The organism is Pseudomonas rossensis, from assembly GCF_039888995.1.
Lineage (GTDB): Bacteria > Pseudomonadota > Gammaproteobacteria > Pseudomonadales > Pseudomonadaceae > Aquipseudomonas > Aquipseudomonas rossensis.
The window spans coordinates 1-16,231 of the sequence record NZ_JBBWCB010000049.1 but is presented as its reverse complement, the minus strand read 5'-3'; the positions used below and the strand labels follow the sequence as shown (position 1 = coordinate 16,231).

Sequence of the window (16,231 nt, the reverse complement as noted above, 5' to 3'; positions counted from 1 at the left end):
CATCAAGAATGATAAGTATCGACAATATATTTAAGGGACTTTACATGTTCGCTCGCGATGAATTCGAGTTTCTCGCGGGAAGTAGACCCATGGTCATCGTCAATGATCGTTATACTCGGCTGGTACTGAACCTTTAGTCCAATCCTCAGGCATTGCTCGGCGACAAAATCCTCTTCACCAAACAGGAATTGTGGATAGTCGACTGACCCACCGCGTGCAAAATACTGTTTTGTAAATAAAATAAATGAACCATGAGGAGAATAAAATGATTCACCTGGGGCCAGCGAGCCTATCGTACTCTTAACTTTCAAATCAGAAAGTTTGCGATAAATCTTCAGCAACCAGAGCCGCTTAAAAATGAAAATATTCTTCAACAAAGAATAACGAGTTGGTCTGAATAATGTCTTCGGATTTAGATCACCGCCCCGGTCTTTGGAAAGAATGGCCGGCGCAATGATTCCAACTTGATCCGACACACCACCTATCTGGGCTTTTAATGCTTCAAAAAAATCAGGTCGAACGGTTAAATCAACATTTGAAACCGCAACACAATCAAAATCAAGCAATGACTCAAGCACCTCCGTCCCTTTTTTGAATCCTGGAAAGTACCCTACATTGTCAGATTTCAAGTAGTGAGTCGTAAAGTTCATCGCGGCAACGTCGGCCAGAACCTGCTGACTCACTTCCTTTGTTGAGTTATCAACGACAACCAGGGTAAAACTTACTCCTTCCGCCAAGGAAAGCGACTCTTTAAGAGAAATTGCAAAATTTAACAAATGATCGTACGCATTATAACAAACACAAACTATCGCTACTCTCATGTCAGCCTACTTAAATTAAAGGTTTCGATCAGCTTGATCCGTATATAACGACAAACGACCAACATCATGATCATGCCGGAAAATATCGAGCCAGCAAGGAATCTCGTTCCGCAAATGTTGGATAGTTGATCAGCACTGCCTTATACACTCCCTTGAATACAAAGAGACTGCCTGCTGCCGCACCCACTACGCCAAATTTATTAATCAATGCGCCTACATCATCAATTGAACCAGCACCGCCTAGTATCGTCAGCGGTACATGAACCTTGTCATGGACCTTTCCAGCGACGTCGAAATTATAGCCTTTCATAACGCCATCATAATCGATGGAATTGATTACGATCTCACCAACACCTTGTTCCTGGAGTTCGCTGCACATTTCCAACAGGCATTTCCCGGTGTTCTTCTTACCGTTGTTGATCCATACATCGTATCGTCCACCCAAGAGTTTTTTCTTGACGTCCAAAACAACAACGACGCTTTGACTGCCAATTTCTTGCGCAATCTCCTTGACCAACGCTGGATTCTGGATTGCAGCGGAACTGATTGCAATTTTCTCGACGCCCAGCCCGATTATCTTGCGAGCTTGCTCAGCTGTAGATATACCGCCCCCGTAGCAAAAAGGCATACGGCATTCCATCGCCATTTTTTTTATCAGAGCATAGTCTGGTTCGCGACCTTCAGCCGATGCATCAATATCCAAAACGATCAGTTCATCGACTTCTTTCTCGTTGAATATTTTGACCGCATTGAGGGGGTCGCCGATGTACTTGGACTCTTTGAACTTTACAGTCTTGACGAGACCCTTGTTACGAATCAGCAAGCACGGAATTATTCTGGGCCGTAGCATTTATGATAACTCCGAGAAGTTTTTCAGTAAGTTGACGCCAAAGTGATGACTTTTTTCCGGGTGGAACTGCACGCCATACACCGACCCAGCATTGACCGCGCAGGTAAACTCTTCGCCATATATAGAAGACGCAAGCGCATGTTCACGATCCGCACATTCAAAGTAAAAGGAATGAAGGAAATAATATTTTGGCGTTTCTTCGAAGTTTTTGAACAACCCACTGGCGTGCAAAAGCACAACATCATTCCACCCCATATGAGGTAGCTGTTTCACTTTTTCAATATCGAACTTTCTTACAGTACCGGGCACCCAACCCAAACCAGGAAGGTCACCTTCATCGCTAGAGTTGGCAAGCATCTGCATGCCAACGCAGATACCCAACACAGGAACTTTTTTGTCCAGCACTAGATCATCCAGTGCCTCGCGCATACCCGACCGATCAAGACTGATCATCGCGTGGTCGAAGGAACCGACACCGGGAAGTATGATCTTGGTCGCGCCGACCAAATCCTGATATGAGGTCGCCACACGACATTCGATATTGAGCCGCTTATAAAGATTTATAAACGACAAAATATTGCCAATACCATAGTCAATGACTGTAATCATCTCTTGACGGCCCTTTCCATACCCAGCATATGCATAACTTTCGCGCCGAGTTCAAACAGATAGTGTTGAGACTTGTAATCGCGATATGATTTGTTCGGCAGCTTCATCAATGCTGTCAACTCGGCAACAGTCATGTCCAGTTTGTTTGCAATATATTCGAAATCCTGCTCGGCGGTTTCCGGATCATACGCAGGCTGTGCCAGGTTAGTCAGTGCCTCTTCACGGGTCATCTGCCCAGTGAGAATCAGACTTGAATACTGAATCTTCCGGGTATCGTAACCAAACTTTGTAGGCAGCCAATAACCTTCATAAAACTTGGTGAAGCGCGACTCGTCGTGCTTACGCGGGTACGACTTCCAACCATATTCCCTGGACAGGGTCTCAATGGCTTCGGAACGAATATATGGCACATAGTTCAAGGGCTTGATTACTTTTACGCCCTTGAGGAAACGCAGATAAACCTTGTGAAACCAAATGCTGCTCAGTGGATAATCAACCAGAGGGCGCTCGCCAAACTTCTTGTGAATATCCTTCAACTGCCACATATCGGTGCCGTAGTACATCCACTCAAGCGGATTTCTTACGCACTCGGTGGAATAGTTACCGCCGTTGAGGATGTACTTGATGCCGTGTTTATTCGCGAAGTGATACAACGTTGCGATGAAAGCGTGATCTTGCGGAATATCGAGATGAGGGACGGATGCCTTGAAGAACGCCCGCTGGAAGTCTTTCATCTCCTCCCAATTGATAACCTCGGTGTACAAGTCGAGACCTAGTTTTTCAACTATTACTTCGATGTTATGCACGGCCAGTTGAGAGTTCCAGCCGCCGTCCACATGAAAAACCAATGGTCGTAGGCCAAACTCTTTAACAGCAATGTGCAACAAGTAGGAACTGTCCAGCCCGCCGCTCATGCCCATGATGCAATCGAATGGCTTGCCTTTGTTCTCCGCCTTGATCTTCTCGAAGATCTCGGTGATCTGCTGCCGCCCCTTGGGCCCGGTATCCCAGTGAGGAAGCAAGTCACGATGATAGCCATTGCAGTGATCGCAAACCCCTTTTTCATCAAATACAATATTTTCGTCTGTGGTGTCCATCACACAGTTAGTGCAAATTTGATAGGGTCTTTTACTCATGCTAACTCCGGATATATTTATTCATTGACACACGAAGTGCCTGAATTGATTTTCGAGACATGCGGAACGAGGCTTTACAAGCCCCTTTCCAGTCTCAAGATTTAAGATATTTAGTTACAATCAAGGTAAACAAAATCAGTTCACCCAGAACAAAACTGGTTGCCGCGCCGTAAACCCCCCATAGACTGGTCAATGTCAGGCAAATGGATACGGATGTGACACCGGTGACTATCAAAATCGTGGCGTAATATTTTTTCGAATTGAGATTATTCAGACCTGCTGTTCCCAGCATGAAATTGGCGACACCAAAGAACACGCCAATCGACATAAGTAGAAACAGTCCAGCCATAAGATTCTTGTTTGGATAAGATCTCAGAAACTCAAAGTAATCATTAAATAGAAGCCATAGGATAATGAATCCTGACAAAATCGTAGCGAGCACTAACAATTGAATCCAGGTCAACTTCATGACTTGAACAAGCGCCGCTGGCCGAGGAAAAACTTCATCACGCAGCGCATGAATCGTCCGAGTAAAGAAAAACTGATTAAGCGGTCGAATCAGCGCTTGAAAAGCTTTGATAAATTTCTCGACTACTGAATAACTTGCTATCGCTACCGGGCTTACAGAGAAAAGACTTAACACCAACAAGTTAGAATCTCTGAAGAGAACCACAGCGATATTTCCGAAAAAGATTTCTTTTCCTTCGAGCAGACAATCCCATAAGCGAGCAAATGATACGCTGACGTATTGCAGGCCCAGCACCTTTCGCAAGTAGATCGATGAAGCCATTCCCCCAGCCAAATAACATCCGCCTACGATTAACGGTAGAACGTAAACGGGTGTCTCCGGTTTCAAAAGAAAAAACACAGCTAAACAACACGTCAAGCGACTGATTAAGGTAAAAATCGCGACGGGAAGATTGTTCTCAATCGATTGATAAAAATAGGTCGACTGAAAGATAAAGCTAAGTGGAACTAACATCCAACATAATAACGAAAAGAAAAATTGTGCTTGCAAAAACAATCCGGAAACCAACACACAAACCAGGCAAATCAACCAGATAATGATTCTTGAAAAAAATATTTCACAGTAAACGTTTGATGCCATGGCGATTCCGCCACGTGAGTATGAACTGACGACTCGCGACACTCCGTTAACCTCAAAGCTGAAGAGAACGATAGCCAGAATGATAAGCGAGATAGCCTCGGACACCACGAGATCTGCATATTTAGCCGAACCAAACAAATGCAGCACGTAAGGAAAGATAAAAATAGGCAAAACTGCGTTTGCGCCTTGAATGCATGCTAACGAAGCTATATTTGTCAGGTCTTTTCGCAACAATGTCATATCTCGAATCAAAGTGTTTTCAATTAATTATTATTGAACCCGACGCCTTTCTCCCTCATTAGTAAAAGCGAGTCGCTTTCGCCAGTTGCATAATATTCAATACGCACAAAGCAGTACCCGGTAAGGTACTGCTCGTAAAATCGCCATGAAATAGTTATCACGCACAGTGAAAATTACTTGATGGCACTCGTTTTATTTCCCCCAGATGCCACGAGTATCTATCAGCGTAACGGCTTCGAATCGGGATGAATCCAGCTCTTTGAACACTTTGTGATCAACCAGCAGTAGCACAATGGTCGCTTCATTCAACGCCTCTTCTATCGATTTGAATTCCACCTGCTCGCCAAGGGCCGACGGTAATTCCGATATGTTGGGCTCTACTGCAAATACGCGTCCAGGATGTTCGTGCGCGATACGTTTAGTGATCGCCACCGCAGGGCTTTCGCGCAAATCGTCGATGTCAGGTTTGAACGCGAGACCGAAACAAGCGACTGTTACTTCTTTTGCTGTTTTATCCGGATTGGCTTGAAGATGCTCTGCAACAGCCAGCTTGACCTTGTCGATGACCCACTCAGGCTTCGAATCGTTCACCTCCCGTGCGCATCGGATGATCTTTGCTTCTTCTGGAGTTTTACTCACGATGAACCATGGGTCGACAGCAATGCAATGCCCGCCAACACCTGGCCCTGGTTGAAGGATATTTACCCTTGGGTGGCGGTTAGCCAGGCGAATCAGTTCCCAGACGTTGATGTCCAACTTATCGCAGATCATCGAAAGCTCGTTGGCAAACGCGATGTTCACATCGCGAAAGCTGTTTTCGGTGAGTTTGCACATCTCCGCGGTCCGAGCGTTAGTGATGACACACTCCCCCTCCACAAAAAGCTTGTACAGCTTGGTCGCGCGCTCGGAACACTTGGCGGTCATGCCACCAATCACGCGATCATTCTGAACCAGTTCTCGCAGAACGTGCCCAGGCAGGACGCGCTCAGGACAGTGGGCAACCCGAATGTCAGACGACTCTCCGTGACTCTGGGGAAATGTAAGATCAGTGCGCATTTCAGCCAGCCACTGAGCTACCTGTTCTGTCGCGCCTACAGGCGAGGTCGATTCCAGAATCACCAAGTCACCGGACTTCAATACCGGAGCAATGGCCCGGCATGCAGATTCGATGTACGAAAGATCGGGCTCGTGGTCGCCCTTGAATGGGGTTGGCACCGCGATCAGAAATGCGTCCGCAGGCTCTGGGGTCTGGGTCGCGCGCAGGTAGCCTTCTGTTACCGCGGCATGAACAACGATATCGAGTTCCGGCTCAACGATATGAATCATGCCTTTGTTGATGGTATCAACAGCGAGCTTGTTCACGTCCACCCCAACTACCTTGATTTTCCGCGATGCGAAAACCGCTGCGGTAGGTAGGCCGATATAGCCCAAGCCGATAACTGAAATAGTTTTAAACACGATGCCCGCCCTTCAATTCCTGGGAGTTAAATCTCCCGATTCCGATAAATTAATTTTTTACAGCGACAGTATAGTCGGCCAGCACTTCGATTATACGTTGGCAAGCTTTGCCATCACCGTATGGATTATGAGCAAAACTCATGCTTTCGTAGGCCGCGGTATCTGTCAGCAGTAACTTCAAATTCTCGGCAATCGCGTTTCTTTCGGTGCCTACCAGTTTGACCGTTCCTGCTTCGACAGCTTCGGGACGTTCGGTGGTCTCACGCATGACGAGCACAGGCTTGCCTAGCGAAGGTGCCTCTTCCTGAATACCACCGGAGTCGGTCAGAATGATAAATGACTGATTCATCAAATAAACGAAAGGCAAATAGTCCAATGGCTCAATCAAGTGAATATTGTCAATACCCGACAACAGACGGTTGATTGGCTCTCTGACATTAGGATTCAGATGCACGGGATAGACAATTTCGACATCTGGAAATGCCTTGGCGGTATCCACAAGCGCTTGGCAAATACGCTCGAAACCGCCACCGAAACTTTCGCGACGATGACCGGTAACCAGAATCAGTTTCTCGGCGTTACGGATAAATGAGAACTGATTTTCCAGAGCCGTTTTTAACGAGCTTGATGCTTCCAGTTTTTTGACAACGTCCAGCAACGCGTCAATGACTGTGTTGCCTGTTACATGCACAAACTCAGGTTTGATACCTTCGTTCAGAAGATTGGAACGGGAGTTTTCTGTCGGAGCAAAATGCAGTGCAGCCAACGCACCGGTGAGCTTGCGGTTACCCTCTTCGGGCCAGGGAGAATAAAGATTTCCTGTTCTCAAACCGGCTTCAACATGGGCGACGGGAATTTGCTGATAATAGGCTGCCAGGGCAGTTGCAAATGTCGTCGCAGTATCGCCGTGGACCAGCACGATATCGGGTTTGAAATCTTCAAAAACTTCTTTTATGCCCTGCAGGATCGCGGTCGTCACCCCGTTCAGATCCTGGCCAGGCTGCATGATATTCAGATCATAGTCTGGTTTTAACTCAAACAGATCCAGCACCTGATCCAGCATTTGTCGGTGTTGAGCAGTGACACAAACTTTCGACTCGAAACGATCGTCCTCTGCGAGCGCCAGCGCGAGAGGAGCCATTTTTATAGCTTCTGGCCTGGTTCCAAATACAGAAAGTACTTTTAAGGGCATTTTTTTACCAACGCTGAGGAAAATTGATATTCATTCATGCAGATGATCTAGATTATCGAGGCTGACTTCAAAATTTTTGGATCGAACTGGCACTGCACAGATTTTAAAACACGCTACCGCCCCAGGATTTAACGTCAGTTTCCTAAGAACGATGTACACAATCATGTCAAGCCCACTCGTCTCTTTTTAATTCGAGCAAGCCCCAATCGGACCTGTCACCCGTCAGTTTCCTGGGCAGCTCCGTTGGCGAGTAACTAAATCGATGAAAAGCAATGCGCGCTGATCTACATCCGCCGTCATGAAAATGGCGTCCAATTCAGGAAAGGCGCTGCCTTGACTGCTCAGTTTATCATCGTCGCCAAGCGTTGACTTGAGGGTTTGCGCAGAACGATCCTGAAGCTCAACGACGAGAGAGTCACTGACAGGCAAAGGTATACCGCCAAAACCTACCACTCTGGCGACACCTCGAGTCGATCGCAAAGGAACCCAATTTGCATCGCCAGGGAGATTGATAAACAGATACCCCGGAAAAAGAGATTCAGTAAGCCACTGACGCTGCCCTCTTACCGTTTTTTCTCGAAGGCAGGTAGGCCGCGAGCATTGATAGCCCTGACGAATCAAATGCTCCTCGGCGCGTCCATCCTGGCGAGGTTTGCATTGAATGAGATACCACGTTTGCTGCCGAGGAGCGCTTAAGTCGCTCCTCGCATCATGAATCTTCATATCCATACACATATCAAAAATAGTCGTTTCTTGGTCAGCCATACGCCCGGCACTACCAATAATGCATTCAGTTTGACCAGTCCTAGCCCATTTATGTTGACGGTAGGTCAGCTCAGACGGAACCCCGCGGTAGCAAGCAAACAACGTGACGCGGGACCAGGCAATCGTTCTCCGAACTCAAGCCTGTAGATTTGTTCAACATTCTACCTGCAACGGGTGCTCATTACGAAAACGATGAGTGTGGTCTGGTCCGCCGGATTTCTAGCGCTCCCCCTACCCACCAAGCCAGGCAAAAACGAGCGTTTTCGCAGAGGCCAAGGGCGCAGTTGGCACCAGCCAGTGCGCCGAATATTTTGCTAATCAAGCAGTTTAAAGCCGGGCTGGAAAATCAGTGCTTAATTTCTCGTCTGACGAAGATCTGGTACGCCACTGCTGCCATACCGCCAAGCACGAGACCACACAATAATCCAAGCAATGTGATAACTACCTTTTTAGGCTTGACTGGCGTATCAGGTAGCTCGACTGCACCATCAACACGGTAGACCGCGACGTCTCGAGTGCGAGCTTGCAGCTCTTTGAAAAAGCTGTACTTCGCTTGAAGTTCTCTGAGACGGCCGATGAACGGATCATTAGAAACCCGAGCTTCCAGATTTTTGATCTCTGCCTCAAGCGCCTTGGTACCGCGCATGTAAATCAACTGCCCATCCATGCTTCCTGCAATTTCTACAGCAGGGTTACCAGTGATGATCGGCGGTTTTTCGAGTTTAATCGCGCTAGCGACTTCCCTGGCCTCACGCAGTTTGGTGATCGCGTCTTCGCGGTTCTGTTTACCGGTTTCGCGCAAGGAATCTATTTGCTGCGCAAGATTACGAGCTCGCACTTCGGCTTCACGAGACACGTTTTTGAACATTTCGTTTTCTGCGCGTTCGCCCGCACGTTCGATATAGGTATCAACCCATTCTTTCGCAACCACCGGGTCTTTATTTTGAGCAATAATCAAATAGCGATCAGGTGCGTCTTTACTTGGCGGCAGCACTACAATCTTCTTACTGAACTGTGAGTAAAGCACATCCTGCGGACCTTCACGTTCGCTGCTACTCAACATCGGAAGGTACTTTTCCTCGTAAAACTTTCGCCGCAGGGACTCAGCCTGCAAGTTACGGGAAAAAATACCGTAGACGTCTTTGACTTTATAAGGCGAAAGCTCTGCTTCCTTGGAACGACCATAGTTAAAGTTGGCAATATCATTTTGTGTTGGGGGTATCACATATGCACGTGCCTCATAGACAGGTGTGCTCGTGTATGCATAAACCGCTGCAAGTGCGGTTGTAATAGCAGCCACACCTATCACCATCCACTTTTGTTCCCACAATATTCTGAGAACACTCCCGAAATCGATCTCCTGTGATGCACTAGGATTCACGGGACTATTTTGCATAAAGAAACTGACCTTTTATTAATTTTGAAAAACTATCAAGACGTTCGATAAGGTCCTAATTTGATGTCGCTATGGCTCAAACAGCTAGAGTTTGTGACGACAAAAACTATTCACCGCGGCCTGATGCTGATTGGGCAAGGCTCTGCAGATAATGCCCATACCCCGTTTTTTTCAATCGATCAGCCTGCAGGAGCAATTCTTCAATAGTGATCCATCCATTATTGAATGCGATCTCTTCAAGGCACGCGACCTTCAAGCCTTGACGCTTTTCGATCGTATGGACGAAATGGCTGGCTTCAAGCAGAGAATCATGTGTACCCGTGTCTAACCAGGCAAAGCCTCGACCCAACATCTCGACATTGAGAACCCCCTGTTCCAGATAGGCACGATTAACGTCGGTAATTTCCAGCTCGCCTCGGGCAGATGGCGAGATGCCCTTCGCTATCTCCACGACCCGATTATCGTAAAAGTACAACCCCGTAACGGCGTAGTTGGACTTTGGCTTGAGTGGTTTCTCCTCGATACTCAAGGCACGTCCCGATGCGTCGAATTCAACGACCCCGAAACGCTCCGGATCGGACACGTGATAACCGAATACGGTAGCGCCGGTTTGTTGGCTGCTGGCCGACCGCAAGTTGTCAGAGAAGTGCTGACCGTAAAAGATGTTGTCACCCAGGATCAGACAGCAAGGATTCTTACCGATGAACTCTTCGCCAATAATGAAGGCTTGTGCCAAGCCGTCCGGACTAGGCTGCTCGGCGTAGGTCAACTTGATGCCGTACAAACTGCCGTCTCCCAGCAACTTTCGGAAGCACGGCAGGTCTTCCGGGGTGGAGATGATCAGAATTTCACGCATACCCGCGAGCATCAGTACCGACAGCGGATAAAAGATCATCGGCTTGTCGTAAATTGGCAGCATCTGCTTGGACACACCGAGGGTCAACGGGTGCAGCCGAGTGCCCGAGCCGCCAGCGAGGATGATGCCTTTGCGAATTGTCGTGGTCATTTATTCAGAACTTCCCTAAGCATTCGGGTTACACCACCTTGCCAATCCGGCAAGTGCAGAGAAAAATTGTCACGCAGCTTTTGCGTATTCAAACGCGAATTCAGAGGGCGACGCGCAGGTGTTGGATAAGCCGCCGTTGCAATCGGATTGACCGCCGTAACCGAGAGCTGCTCGCCGTTGGTTTGGGCGAAGCCGATCACATGGCTAGCATAGCCGTGCCACGACACTTCACCACTGGCCGCCAAATGATACAAGCCCGACAGCTCGGGACGTTGCAGAACTTGCTGAATGGCCAATGCGGTTACGTCGGCAATCAGGTCTGCACCCGTCGGGGCTCCGACTTGGTCGGCGATAACGCTCAACGTTTCACGATCCTTGGCCAAACGCAGCATGGTCTTGGCGAAGTTGTTGCCGCGAGCGCCATAGACCCAGCTGGTGCGAAAGATCAGATGTTTGCAGCCCGACGCGGTAATTGCCAGTTCTCCGGCCAATTTACTGGCGCCGTAGTGATTCACCGGGGCGACTGCATCCGACTCTTGCCACGGAGCAGAGCCCTGGCCGCTGAAGACGTAGTCGGTCGAGTAATGAATCAGCCAAGCACCCAGGGTAGTGGCCTCTTCAGCCATGACCTGGCTTGCCTGACCGTTCACACGGTCGGCCAACTCGGTCTCGGACTCGGCTTTATCGACAGCGGTGTAGGCCGCAGCATTGACGATGACGTCGGGTTTGACTTCGCGAATCGTCGCGCGCAAGGCATCGAGATCGGACAGATCACCGCACAAGCCATCAACAGCATGGCGATCCAGGGCGATCAACTCGCCAAGCGGCGCGAGGGAGCGTTGCAGCTCCCAGCCCACCTGGCCGTTTTTTCCCAGCAGGAGTATTTTCATGCCTTGTTCGAGCGGTCTGCGTAGTTCTGGTCGATCCACTGCTGGTAGCTACCGCTCTTTACGTGAGCCACCCATTCAGTGTTGTTGAGGTACCACTCGACCGTTTTACGTATGCCGGTTTCAAAGGTTTCTTCCGGCGTCCAACCCAGCTCACGCTGAATTTTGCTGGCATCGATTGCATAGCGCTGGTCATGACCCGGGCGATCCTGAACGTAAGTGATCAGGCTGGCATGTGGACGGTGAGCAGAATCGGGACGCAGTTCGTCGAGCAGTGCGCACAAGGTATGCACCACTTCGATGTTTTGTTTTTCGTTATGGCCGCCGATGTTGTACGTCTCGCCGATCACGCCTTCGGTCACGACTTTGTACAGAGCGCGGGCGTGATCTTCGACGTACAGCCAGTCGCGGACCTGATTGCCTTTGCCGTAGACCGGCAGCGGCTTGCCTTCCAGTGCATTGAGAATGATCAGCGGGATCAACTTCTCAGGGAAGTGGCACGGGCCGTAGTTGTTCGAGCAGTTGGTGACCAGGGTCGGCAAGCCGTAAGTACGGCTCCAGGCGCGAATCAGGTGATCGGAACTGGCTTTGCTGGCGGAGTAAGGCGAGCTTGGTTGATACGGCGTGGTTTCAGTGAAGAGGTCTTCCGGACCTTCGAGGTCTCCGTAAACTTCGTCAGTCGAAATATGGTGAAAGCGGAAGTTGGCTTTACGCGCACCATCCAGCGCCGCCCAATAGTGGCGTGCAGCTTCCAGCAAAGTGTAAGTGCCGATGATGTTGGTCTGGATGAATTCAGACGGACCAGAGATCGAGCGGTCGACATGGGACTCTGCGGCAAGGTGCATGATCGCATCGGGTTGGTGTTCTCGCAGGACTCGGTCGATCTGATCGCGATCGCAGATATCGACGCGCTCGAACACGTAACGCGAGTTCTGGCTAACTTCGGCCAATGACTCAAGGTTACCGGCGTAAGTCAGCTTATCGACGTTTACGACAGAGTCATTAGTGTTGGAGATGATATGACGGATGACTGCCGAGCCGATAAACCCGGCGCCGCCGGTTACTAGAATTTTCACGCGAAACCATACCCTTGAGTTACTGACAGGGCCGCCAACCGAGCACTGTCTAATCCATGAATGCAGAAGCCATCAAGTCAGCTGAGGCCTCTGACAGAGTCAGTCTGAACCGACGTGGGCATATGCCACTATCGGACAAGCGCAGCATTTTACAGCTTAATGACGGTTTTACTAATGGATATAGACAAGCTGTGGCTAAAGTTTAGCGCGCCTTCCGCGTCATGTCGCAATCAGACAAGGCGCTTGCGTGAAGCTCTGGACGTACGTCCCAGAAACCAGCCAAGAATCGGCCCGATCACCATCCCGATCAGCAGCGCAACAACCATGATCAGCGATACCGGCAGTTGCGGTCCCGCCCAACCCAGGAATAGCAGGGAAACCGATTGTTGATTCTCGAGAACGAACGCCAGGATCGCCAAAACCAGCAACAGGACGAATACGGCGAGCAGTACGCGCTTGAGGTTACGCATGAGCGGTTCCTTGCATTGCGATGGCCGTCAAAGCCCTTCCTCCTCGTCCTCGTTCACACGATCGCGCAATTCTTTGCCTGGCTTGAAATGCGGCACGAACTTGCCGTCGAGGCTGACGGACTGACCGGTTTTTGGATTGCGACCTACGCGCGGTGCGCGGTAGTGCAAGGAGAAGCTGCCAAACCCACGGATCTCGATGCGATCACCGGTGGCCAGACATTGGGACATTTGTTCGAGCATGGTCTTGATGGCCAGCTCCACATCCTTGGATGAGAGCAGCCCTTGATGGGTGACAATTCGTTCGATCAACTCCGACTTCGTCATATTTTTCCCTTCTTTTTCAAGCAGCTAGATCAGCGCTTCAAAGGTTTTAGCACGCCCGGATCAATTTGAACAGCCCGAGTTTTTGACATTCTCCACCCGCTATGAGATGCCCTATTCCAGAGCAGCGGAACACTGATCGTGCACTCTCGCACTCATCTACAGATAACCAGCATGGTGCGCGTCAGATAGCCCGCAGGATTGAAGCCAAAGGGTACTCATCCTCGTCTTTGGCATCATCGGACCGGGCTACAACTTTGTAGCCCTCCGCCTTGCACTCCTTGTTCGCTCGCTTGCGGCACTTCTCCCATCCCGACCCCAGTCCGGAACAATCAATCTCAATACCACTAACCCCACGCACCGCGTGAGTCTTGGCATTAGTGCCGCAGCCCGCCAGCGCCAGAACTCCTATTACAACAATGAGCTTGTTCATTCGCTTCCTTAGGCCAGACACGCAGCCTGACTGTCGTTCGCTTCAAGCAAAAGACTAGCTGTAAATAAACGATTCATGCTGATGTAGAAAGGGACCGCTTGCCATGGGCACTAGTTTCACGACTGAAGCAAAACAGGCAGCTGGCAGTACAAAAAAAGAAAATCGGCGTATGCGTCCGGCCAAGTCATCTACCCAACCCCGCAAAGCCGGGACATGGTGTGCACTTAAATTTAGGTGGGCACCAGTTCTAGCCTTTTAAGCGGGTATTTCATGCAGCCAACACGCCGTTCGTATCAAATCCTTCAAAGCCCAGGTCATTCAAGAGTGTGCCCAACCCGGCGCATCGATTGCCAGCATCGCCCTCAGCCATAGCCTTAACGCAAACCTCGTTCACAAATGGATTCGGGTGCAAGTGCAGAAAAGCACGGCGCTTCAACCAGCATTCATCCCATTGCCTATGCAAACAACGGCGCCCGTATCTTCATCGAATATCAGCGTTGAGATTCTGCACCCACGCGGCACCGTCAAAGTGAACTGGCCAACCGATAGCGCTGCTGCCTGCGCCGCTTTCCTTCGAGACCTGTTGCGATGATCCGCATCGACGCCATCTGGCTCGCCACCGAGCCCATGGATATGCGCGCCGGCACTGAAACGGCGCTGGCGAGGGTGGTCGCGGTGTTCGGTGCGGCGAAGCCGCACTGCGCTTATCTGTTTGCCAATCGCCGCGCGACTCGGATGAAAGTGCTGGTACACGATGGGATTGGCGTATGGCTGGCGGCACGTCGCTTGAACCAAGGTAAATTCCATTGGCCAGGCGTTCGGCAAGGCAGTGAAGTGCAGTTGGATACCGAGCAACTTCAGGCTTTGGTACTAGGCCTACCTTGGCAACGCGTGGGGTCTGGCGGAGCTATTACGCTGCTTTAAAAACTGTAATTAGCATCTCGGTTTGCTGCCGCAAGCGGTCTGCTTTGGTAAAATCCACGGTATGACTTCCTCGCCCAATCTCGATCAAATGACTCCCGACCAACTGCGTGCATTCGCTGCGCAGCTGCTGTCGCAAGTCGAGACCATGGGCAGAACGGTCGAAACCATGGGCAAGAAGATCAACCGCGATCAAACGGTGATCGAGAAGCTGACCCACGAGATCGCACAGCTCAAGCGTTTGAAGTTTGCCAAGCGCAGTGAGCAGATGAATCCTGAGCAGGCCAGCCTGCTGGATGACCTGATCGATACCGATATTGCGGCGATTGAGGCCGAGCTTCAGGCGTTGCAAATAGCACCAGCGGCGACCGAGAAAAAGCAAAAGCCCAAGCGCACGGCATTGCCGGCAGAATTCCCGCGCACGTTGATCCATCACGAACCGGACAACACTCACTGCCCATGCGGCTGCGCACTGAAGCGCATCGGTGAAGATGTCAGCGAAAAGCTGGACTACACGCCGGGCGTGTTCACCGTTGAGCGCCATGTTCGTGGCAAGTGGGTTTGCGATGACTGCGAAACGCTGATCCAGGCGCCGGTACCTGCGCAAGTTATCGACAAGGGCATCCCGACTGCCGGATTACTTGCGCACGTCATGATCGCGAAGTTCGCTGATCATCTTCCGCTTTACCGTCAGGAATCAATTTTCGGTCGAGCTGGCTTGGCGATTCCACGTTCGACGTTGGCCCAATGGGTTGGCATGACGGGCGTGCAGTTGCAGCCCTTGGTCGATGCCTTGCGTGACGTAGTGATCGGGCAACAGGTCGTGCACGCGGATGAAACACCCGTGCAAATGCTCGCTCCGGGCTCGAAGAAAACCCACCGCTCTTATGTTTGGGCGTACGCCACCAGCCAGTTCTGCGAAACAGCCGCTGTCGTTTATGACTTCAGCCCCAGCCGCGCCGGTGAGCATGCTCGTAACTTCCTGCAAGGCTGGAAAGGCAAGTTGGTCTGCGACGATTTTGGCGGTTATAAGGCCAGCTTCGAACTCGGCGTGACCGAGATCGGCTGCATGGCCCACGCCCGGCGCAAGTTCTTCGAGTTGCACGCAACGAACAAGAGCCAGATCGCCGAGCAGGCGCTGCGCTACATCCAGTTGTTGTACGAAATCGAGAGCGAAGTGCGTGACCTGGAGCCGGATTTACGATGCCGGATACGGCAAGAAAAAGCCGCACCGGTGATGAATAGGCTGCATGCCTGGATGATTGCCCAGCGCGAACTTGTGCCCGAAGGTTCGGCCATCAGCAGAGCACTCGATTACAGCCTCAAACGCTGGGCAGCGCTGTCGCGCTACCTCAATGACGGGGCCGTACCCATTGATAATAATTGGGCGGAGAACCAGATCCGACCATGGGCCCTTGGACGCAAGAACTGGCTCTTCGCCGGATCGCTACGCAGCGGAAAAAGGGCGGCGGCGATCATGAGCGTGATCCAGTCTGCGCGGCTGAATGGTCATGATCCGTACGCCTATCTAAAGGATGTTCT

Annotated in this window: 17 protein-coding genes and 1 pseudogene; 3 read left to right on the top strand and 15 right to left on the bottom strand. The window is 50.4% G+C overall.

Translation table 11 applies throughout. The features are described from left to right. Positions 1–2: 2 nt before the first annotated feature. The 15 genes and pseudogenes from WLY71_RS15110 to WLY71_RS15040 all read right to left on the bottom strand — a co-directional run bounded on the left by WLY71_RS15110 (position 3) and on the right by WLY71_RS15040 (position 13,768). Positions 3–821, bottom strand: coding sequence for a glycosyltransferase family 2 protein (locus WLY71_RS15110; protein ID WP_347804176.1), 819 nt, complete (start codon positions 819–821; stop codon positions 3–5). A 70-nt stretch (positions 822–891) separates the two neighbouring features. Beyond that, on the bottom strand, positions 892–1,671 hold the full coding sequence (locus WLY71_RS15105) for an AglZ/HisF2 family acetamidino modification protein (RefSeq protein WP_347804175.1): 780 nt from the start codon (positions 1,669–1,671) through the stop codon (positions 892–894). Further along, the gene (hisH, locus tag WLY71_RS15100; protein WP_347804174.1) at positions 1,672–2,280 is read right to left on the bottom strand and encodes an imidazole glycerol phosphate synthase subunit HisH; all 609 of its coding nucleotides are present in this window, start codon (positions 2,278–2,280) and stop codon (positions 1,672–1,674) included. Beyond that, positions 2,277–3,416: an N-acetyl sugar amidotransferase gene (locus WLY71_RS15095; protein ID WP_347804173.1), complete on the bottom strand. Its 1,140-nt coding sequence runs from the start codon at positions 3,414–3,416 to the stop codon at positions 2,277–2,279. Before WLY71_RS15095 ends, hisH begins: the two co-directional genes overlap by 4 nt. Positions 3,417–3,510: 94 nt before the next feature. Beyond that, positions 3,511–4,764, bottom strand: a complete 1,254-nt coding sequence (locus WLY71_RS15090) for an oligosaccharide flippase family protein (protein WP_347804172.1) — start codon at positions 4,762–4,764, stop codon at positions 3,511–3,513. A 192-nt stretch (positions 4,765–4,956) separates the two neighbouring features. Continuing rightward, complete coding sequence (wecC, locus tag WLY71_RS15085) at positions 4,957–6,225, bottom strand: UDP-N-acetyl-D-mannosamine dehydrogenase (RefSeq protein ID WP_347804194.1); 1,269 nt, start codon at positions 6,223–6,225, stop codon at positions 4,957–4,959. A 46-nt stretch (positions 6,226–6,271) separates the two neighbouring features. Continuing rightward, a complete protein-coding gene (gene wecB, locus WLY71_RS15080) occupies positions 6,272–7,414 on the bottom strand; it encodes a non-hydrolyzing UDP-N-acetylglucosamine 2-epimerase (protein WP_283190299.1) in 1,143 nt (380 codons plus the stop codon). Positions 7,415–7,636: 222 nt separating this feature from the next. Then, positions 7,637–8,137 carry a transcriptional activator RfaH gene (locus WLY71_RS15075; RefSeq protein WP_347804193.1) on the bottom strand — a complete coding sequence of 167 codons (501 nt, stop codon included), beginning with the start codon at positions 8,135–8,137 and terminating at the stop codon, positions 7,637–7,639. A gap of 388 nt (positions 8,138–8,525) precedes the next feature. Beyond that, positions 8,526–9,575: an LPS O-antigen chain length determinant protein WzzB gene (locus WLY71_RS15070; RefSeq protein WP_347804171.1), complete on the bottom strand. Its 1,050-nt coding sequence runs from the start codon at positions 9,573–9,575 to the stop codon at positions 8,526–8,528. A gap of 106 nt (positions 9,576–9,681) precedes the next feature. Beyond that, positions 9,682–10,581, bottom strand: coding sequence for a glucose-1-phosphate thymidylyltransferase RfbA (gene rfbA / locus WLY71_RS15065; RefSeq protein ID WP_347804170.1), 900 nt, complete (start codon positions 10,579–10,581; stop codon positions 9,682–9,684). After that, positions 10,578–11,471: a dTDP-4-dehydrorhamnose reductase gene (gene rfbD, locus WLY71_RS15060; RefSeq protein WP_347804169.1), complete on the bottom strand. Its 894-nt coding sequence runs from the start codon at positions 11,469–11,471 to the stop codon at positions 10,578–10,580. The genes rfbA and rfbD overlap by 4 nt, the downstream gene beginning before the upstream one ends. Continuing rightward, the gene (rfbB, locus tag WLY71_RS15055; protein ID WP_347804168.1) at positions 11,468–12,544 is read right to left on the bottom strand and encodes a dTDP-glucose 4,6-dehydratase; all 1,077 of its coding nucleotides are present in this window, start codon (positions 12,542–12,544) and stop codon (positions 11,468–11,470) included. Before rfbB ends, rfbD begins: the two co-directional genes overlap by 4 nt. A gap of 230 nt (positions 12,545–12,774) precedes the next feature. After that, on the bottom strand, positions 12,775–13,014 hold the full coding sequence (locus WLY71_RS15050; RefSeq protein WP_347804167.1) for a LapA family protein: 240 nt from the start codon (positions 13,012–13,014) through the stop codon (positions 12,775–12,777). A gap of 27 nt (positions 13,015–13,041) precedes the next feature. Then, positions 13,042–13,338, bottom strand: coding sequence for an integration host factor subunit beta (gene ihfB / locus WLY71_RS15045; protein ID WP_003369729.1), 297 nt, complete (start codon positions 13,336–13,338; stop codon positions 13,042–13,044). A gap of 152 nt (positions 13,339–13,490) precedes the next feature. After that, positions 13,491–13,768, bottom strand: a pseudogene (locus WLY71_RS15040) (hypothetical protein). A gap of 265 nt (positions 13,769–14,033) precedes the next feature. Between WLY71_RS15040 and tnpA the strand changes: the two are divergent. From tnpA to tnpC, 3 genes are all read left to right on the top strand, one after another. Beyond that, positions 14,034–14,360, top strand: coding sequence for an IS66-like element accessory protein TnpA (gene tnpA / locus WLY71_RS31360; RefSeq protein ID WP_425589928.1), 327 nt, complete (start codon positions 14,034–14,036; stop codon positions 14,358–14,360). Continuing rightward, a complete protein-coding gene (gene tnpB / locus WLY71_RS15035; protein WP_083359309.1) occupies positions 14,357–14,692 on the top strand; it encodes an IS66 family insertion sequence element accessory protein TnpB in 336 nt (111 codons plus the stop codon). The genes tnpA and tnpB overlap by 4 nt, the downstream gene beginning before the upstream one ends. Positions 14,693–14,753: 61 nt before the next feature. Next, the coding region (tnpC, locus tag WLY71_RS15030; protein ID WP_347804166.1) for an IS66 family transposase at positions 14,754–16,231 on the top strand (1,478 nt) is incomplete at its 3' end.

Bases quoted from the DNA above. Each gene is read 5' to 3' on its own strand.
- WLY71_RS15050 (WP_347804167.1), bottom strand. From the start codon at position 13,014: ATGCGTAACCTCAAGCGCGTACTGCTCGCCGTATTCGTCCTGTTGCTG.
- WLY71_RS15075 (WP_347804193.1), bottom strand. From the start codon at position 8,137: ATGAAGATTCATGATGCGAGGAGCGACTTAAGCGCTCCTCGGCAGCAA.
- tnpB (WP_083359309.1), top strand. From the start codon at position 14,357: ATGATCCGCATCGACGCCATCTGGCTCGCCACCGAGCCCATGGATATG.
- WLY71_RS15070 (WP_347804171.1), bottom strand. From the start codon at position 9,575: ATGCAAAATAGTCCCGTGAATCCTAGTGCATCACAGGAGATCGATTTC.
- WLY71_RS15110 (WP_347804176.1), bottom strand. From the start codon at position 821: ATGAGAGTAGCGATAGTTTGTGTTTGTTATAATGCGTACGATCATTTG.
- rfbA (WP_347804170.1), bottom strand. From the start codon at position 10,581: ATGACCACGACAATTCGCAAAGGCATCATCCTCGCTGGCGGCTCGGGC.
- WLY71_RS15105 (WP_347804175.1), bottom strand. From the start codon at position 1,671: ATGCTACGGCCCAGAATAATTCCGTGCTTGCTGATTCGTAACAAGGGT.
- wecB (WP_283190299.1), bottom strand. From the start codon at position 7,414: ATGCCCTTAAAAGTACTTTCTGTATTTGGAACCAGGCCAGAAGCTATA.
- WLY71_RS15095 (WP_347804173.1), bottom strand. From the start codon at position 3,416: ATGAGTAAAAGACCCTATCAAATTTGCACTAACTGTGTGATGGACACC.
- ihfB (WP_003369729.1), bottom strand. From the start codon at position 13,338: ATGACGAAGTCGGAGTTGATCGAACGAATTGTCACCCATCAAGGGCTG.
- rfbD (WP_347804169.1), bottom strand. From the start codon at position 11,471: ATGAAAATACTCCTGCTGGGAAAAAACGGCCAGGTGGGCTGGGAGCTG.
- WLY71_RS15090 (WP_347804172.1), bottom strand. From the start codon at position 4,764: ATGACATTGTTGCGAAAAGACCTGACAAATATAGCTTCGTTAGCATGC.
- hisH (WP_347804174.1), bottom strand. From the start codon at position 2,280: ATGATTACAGTCATTGACTATGGTATTGGCAATATTTTGTCGTTTATA.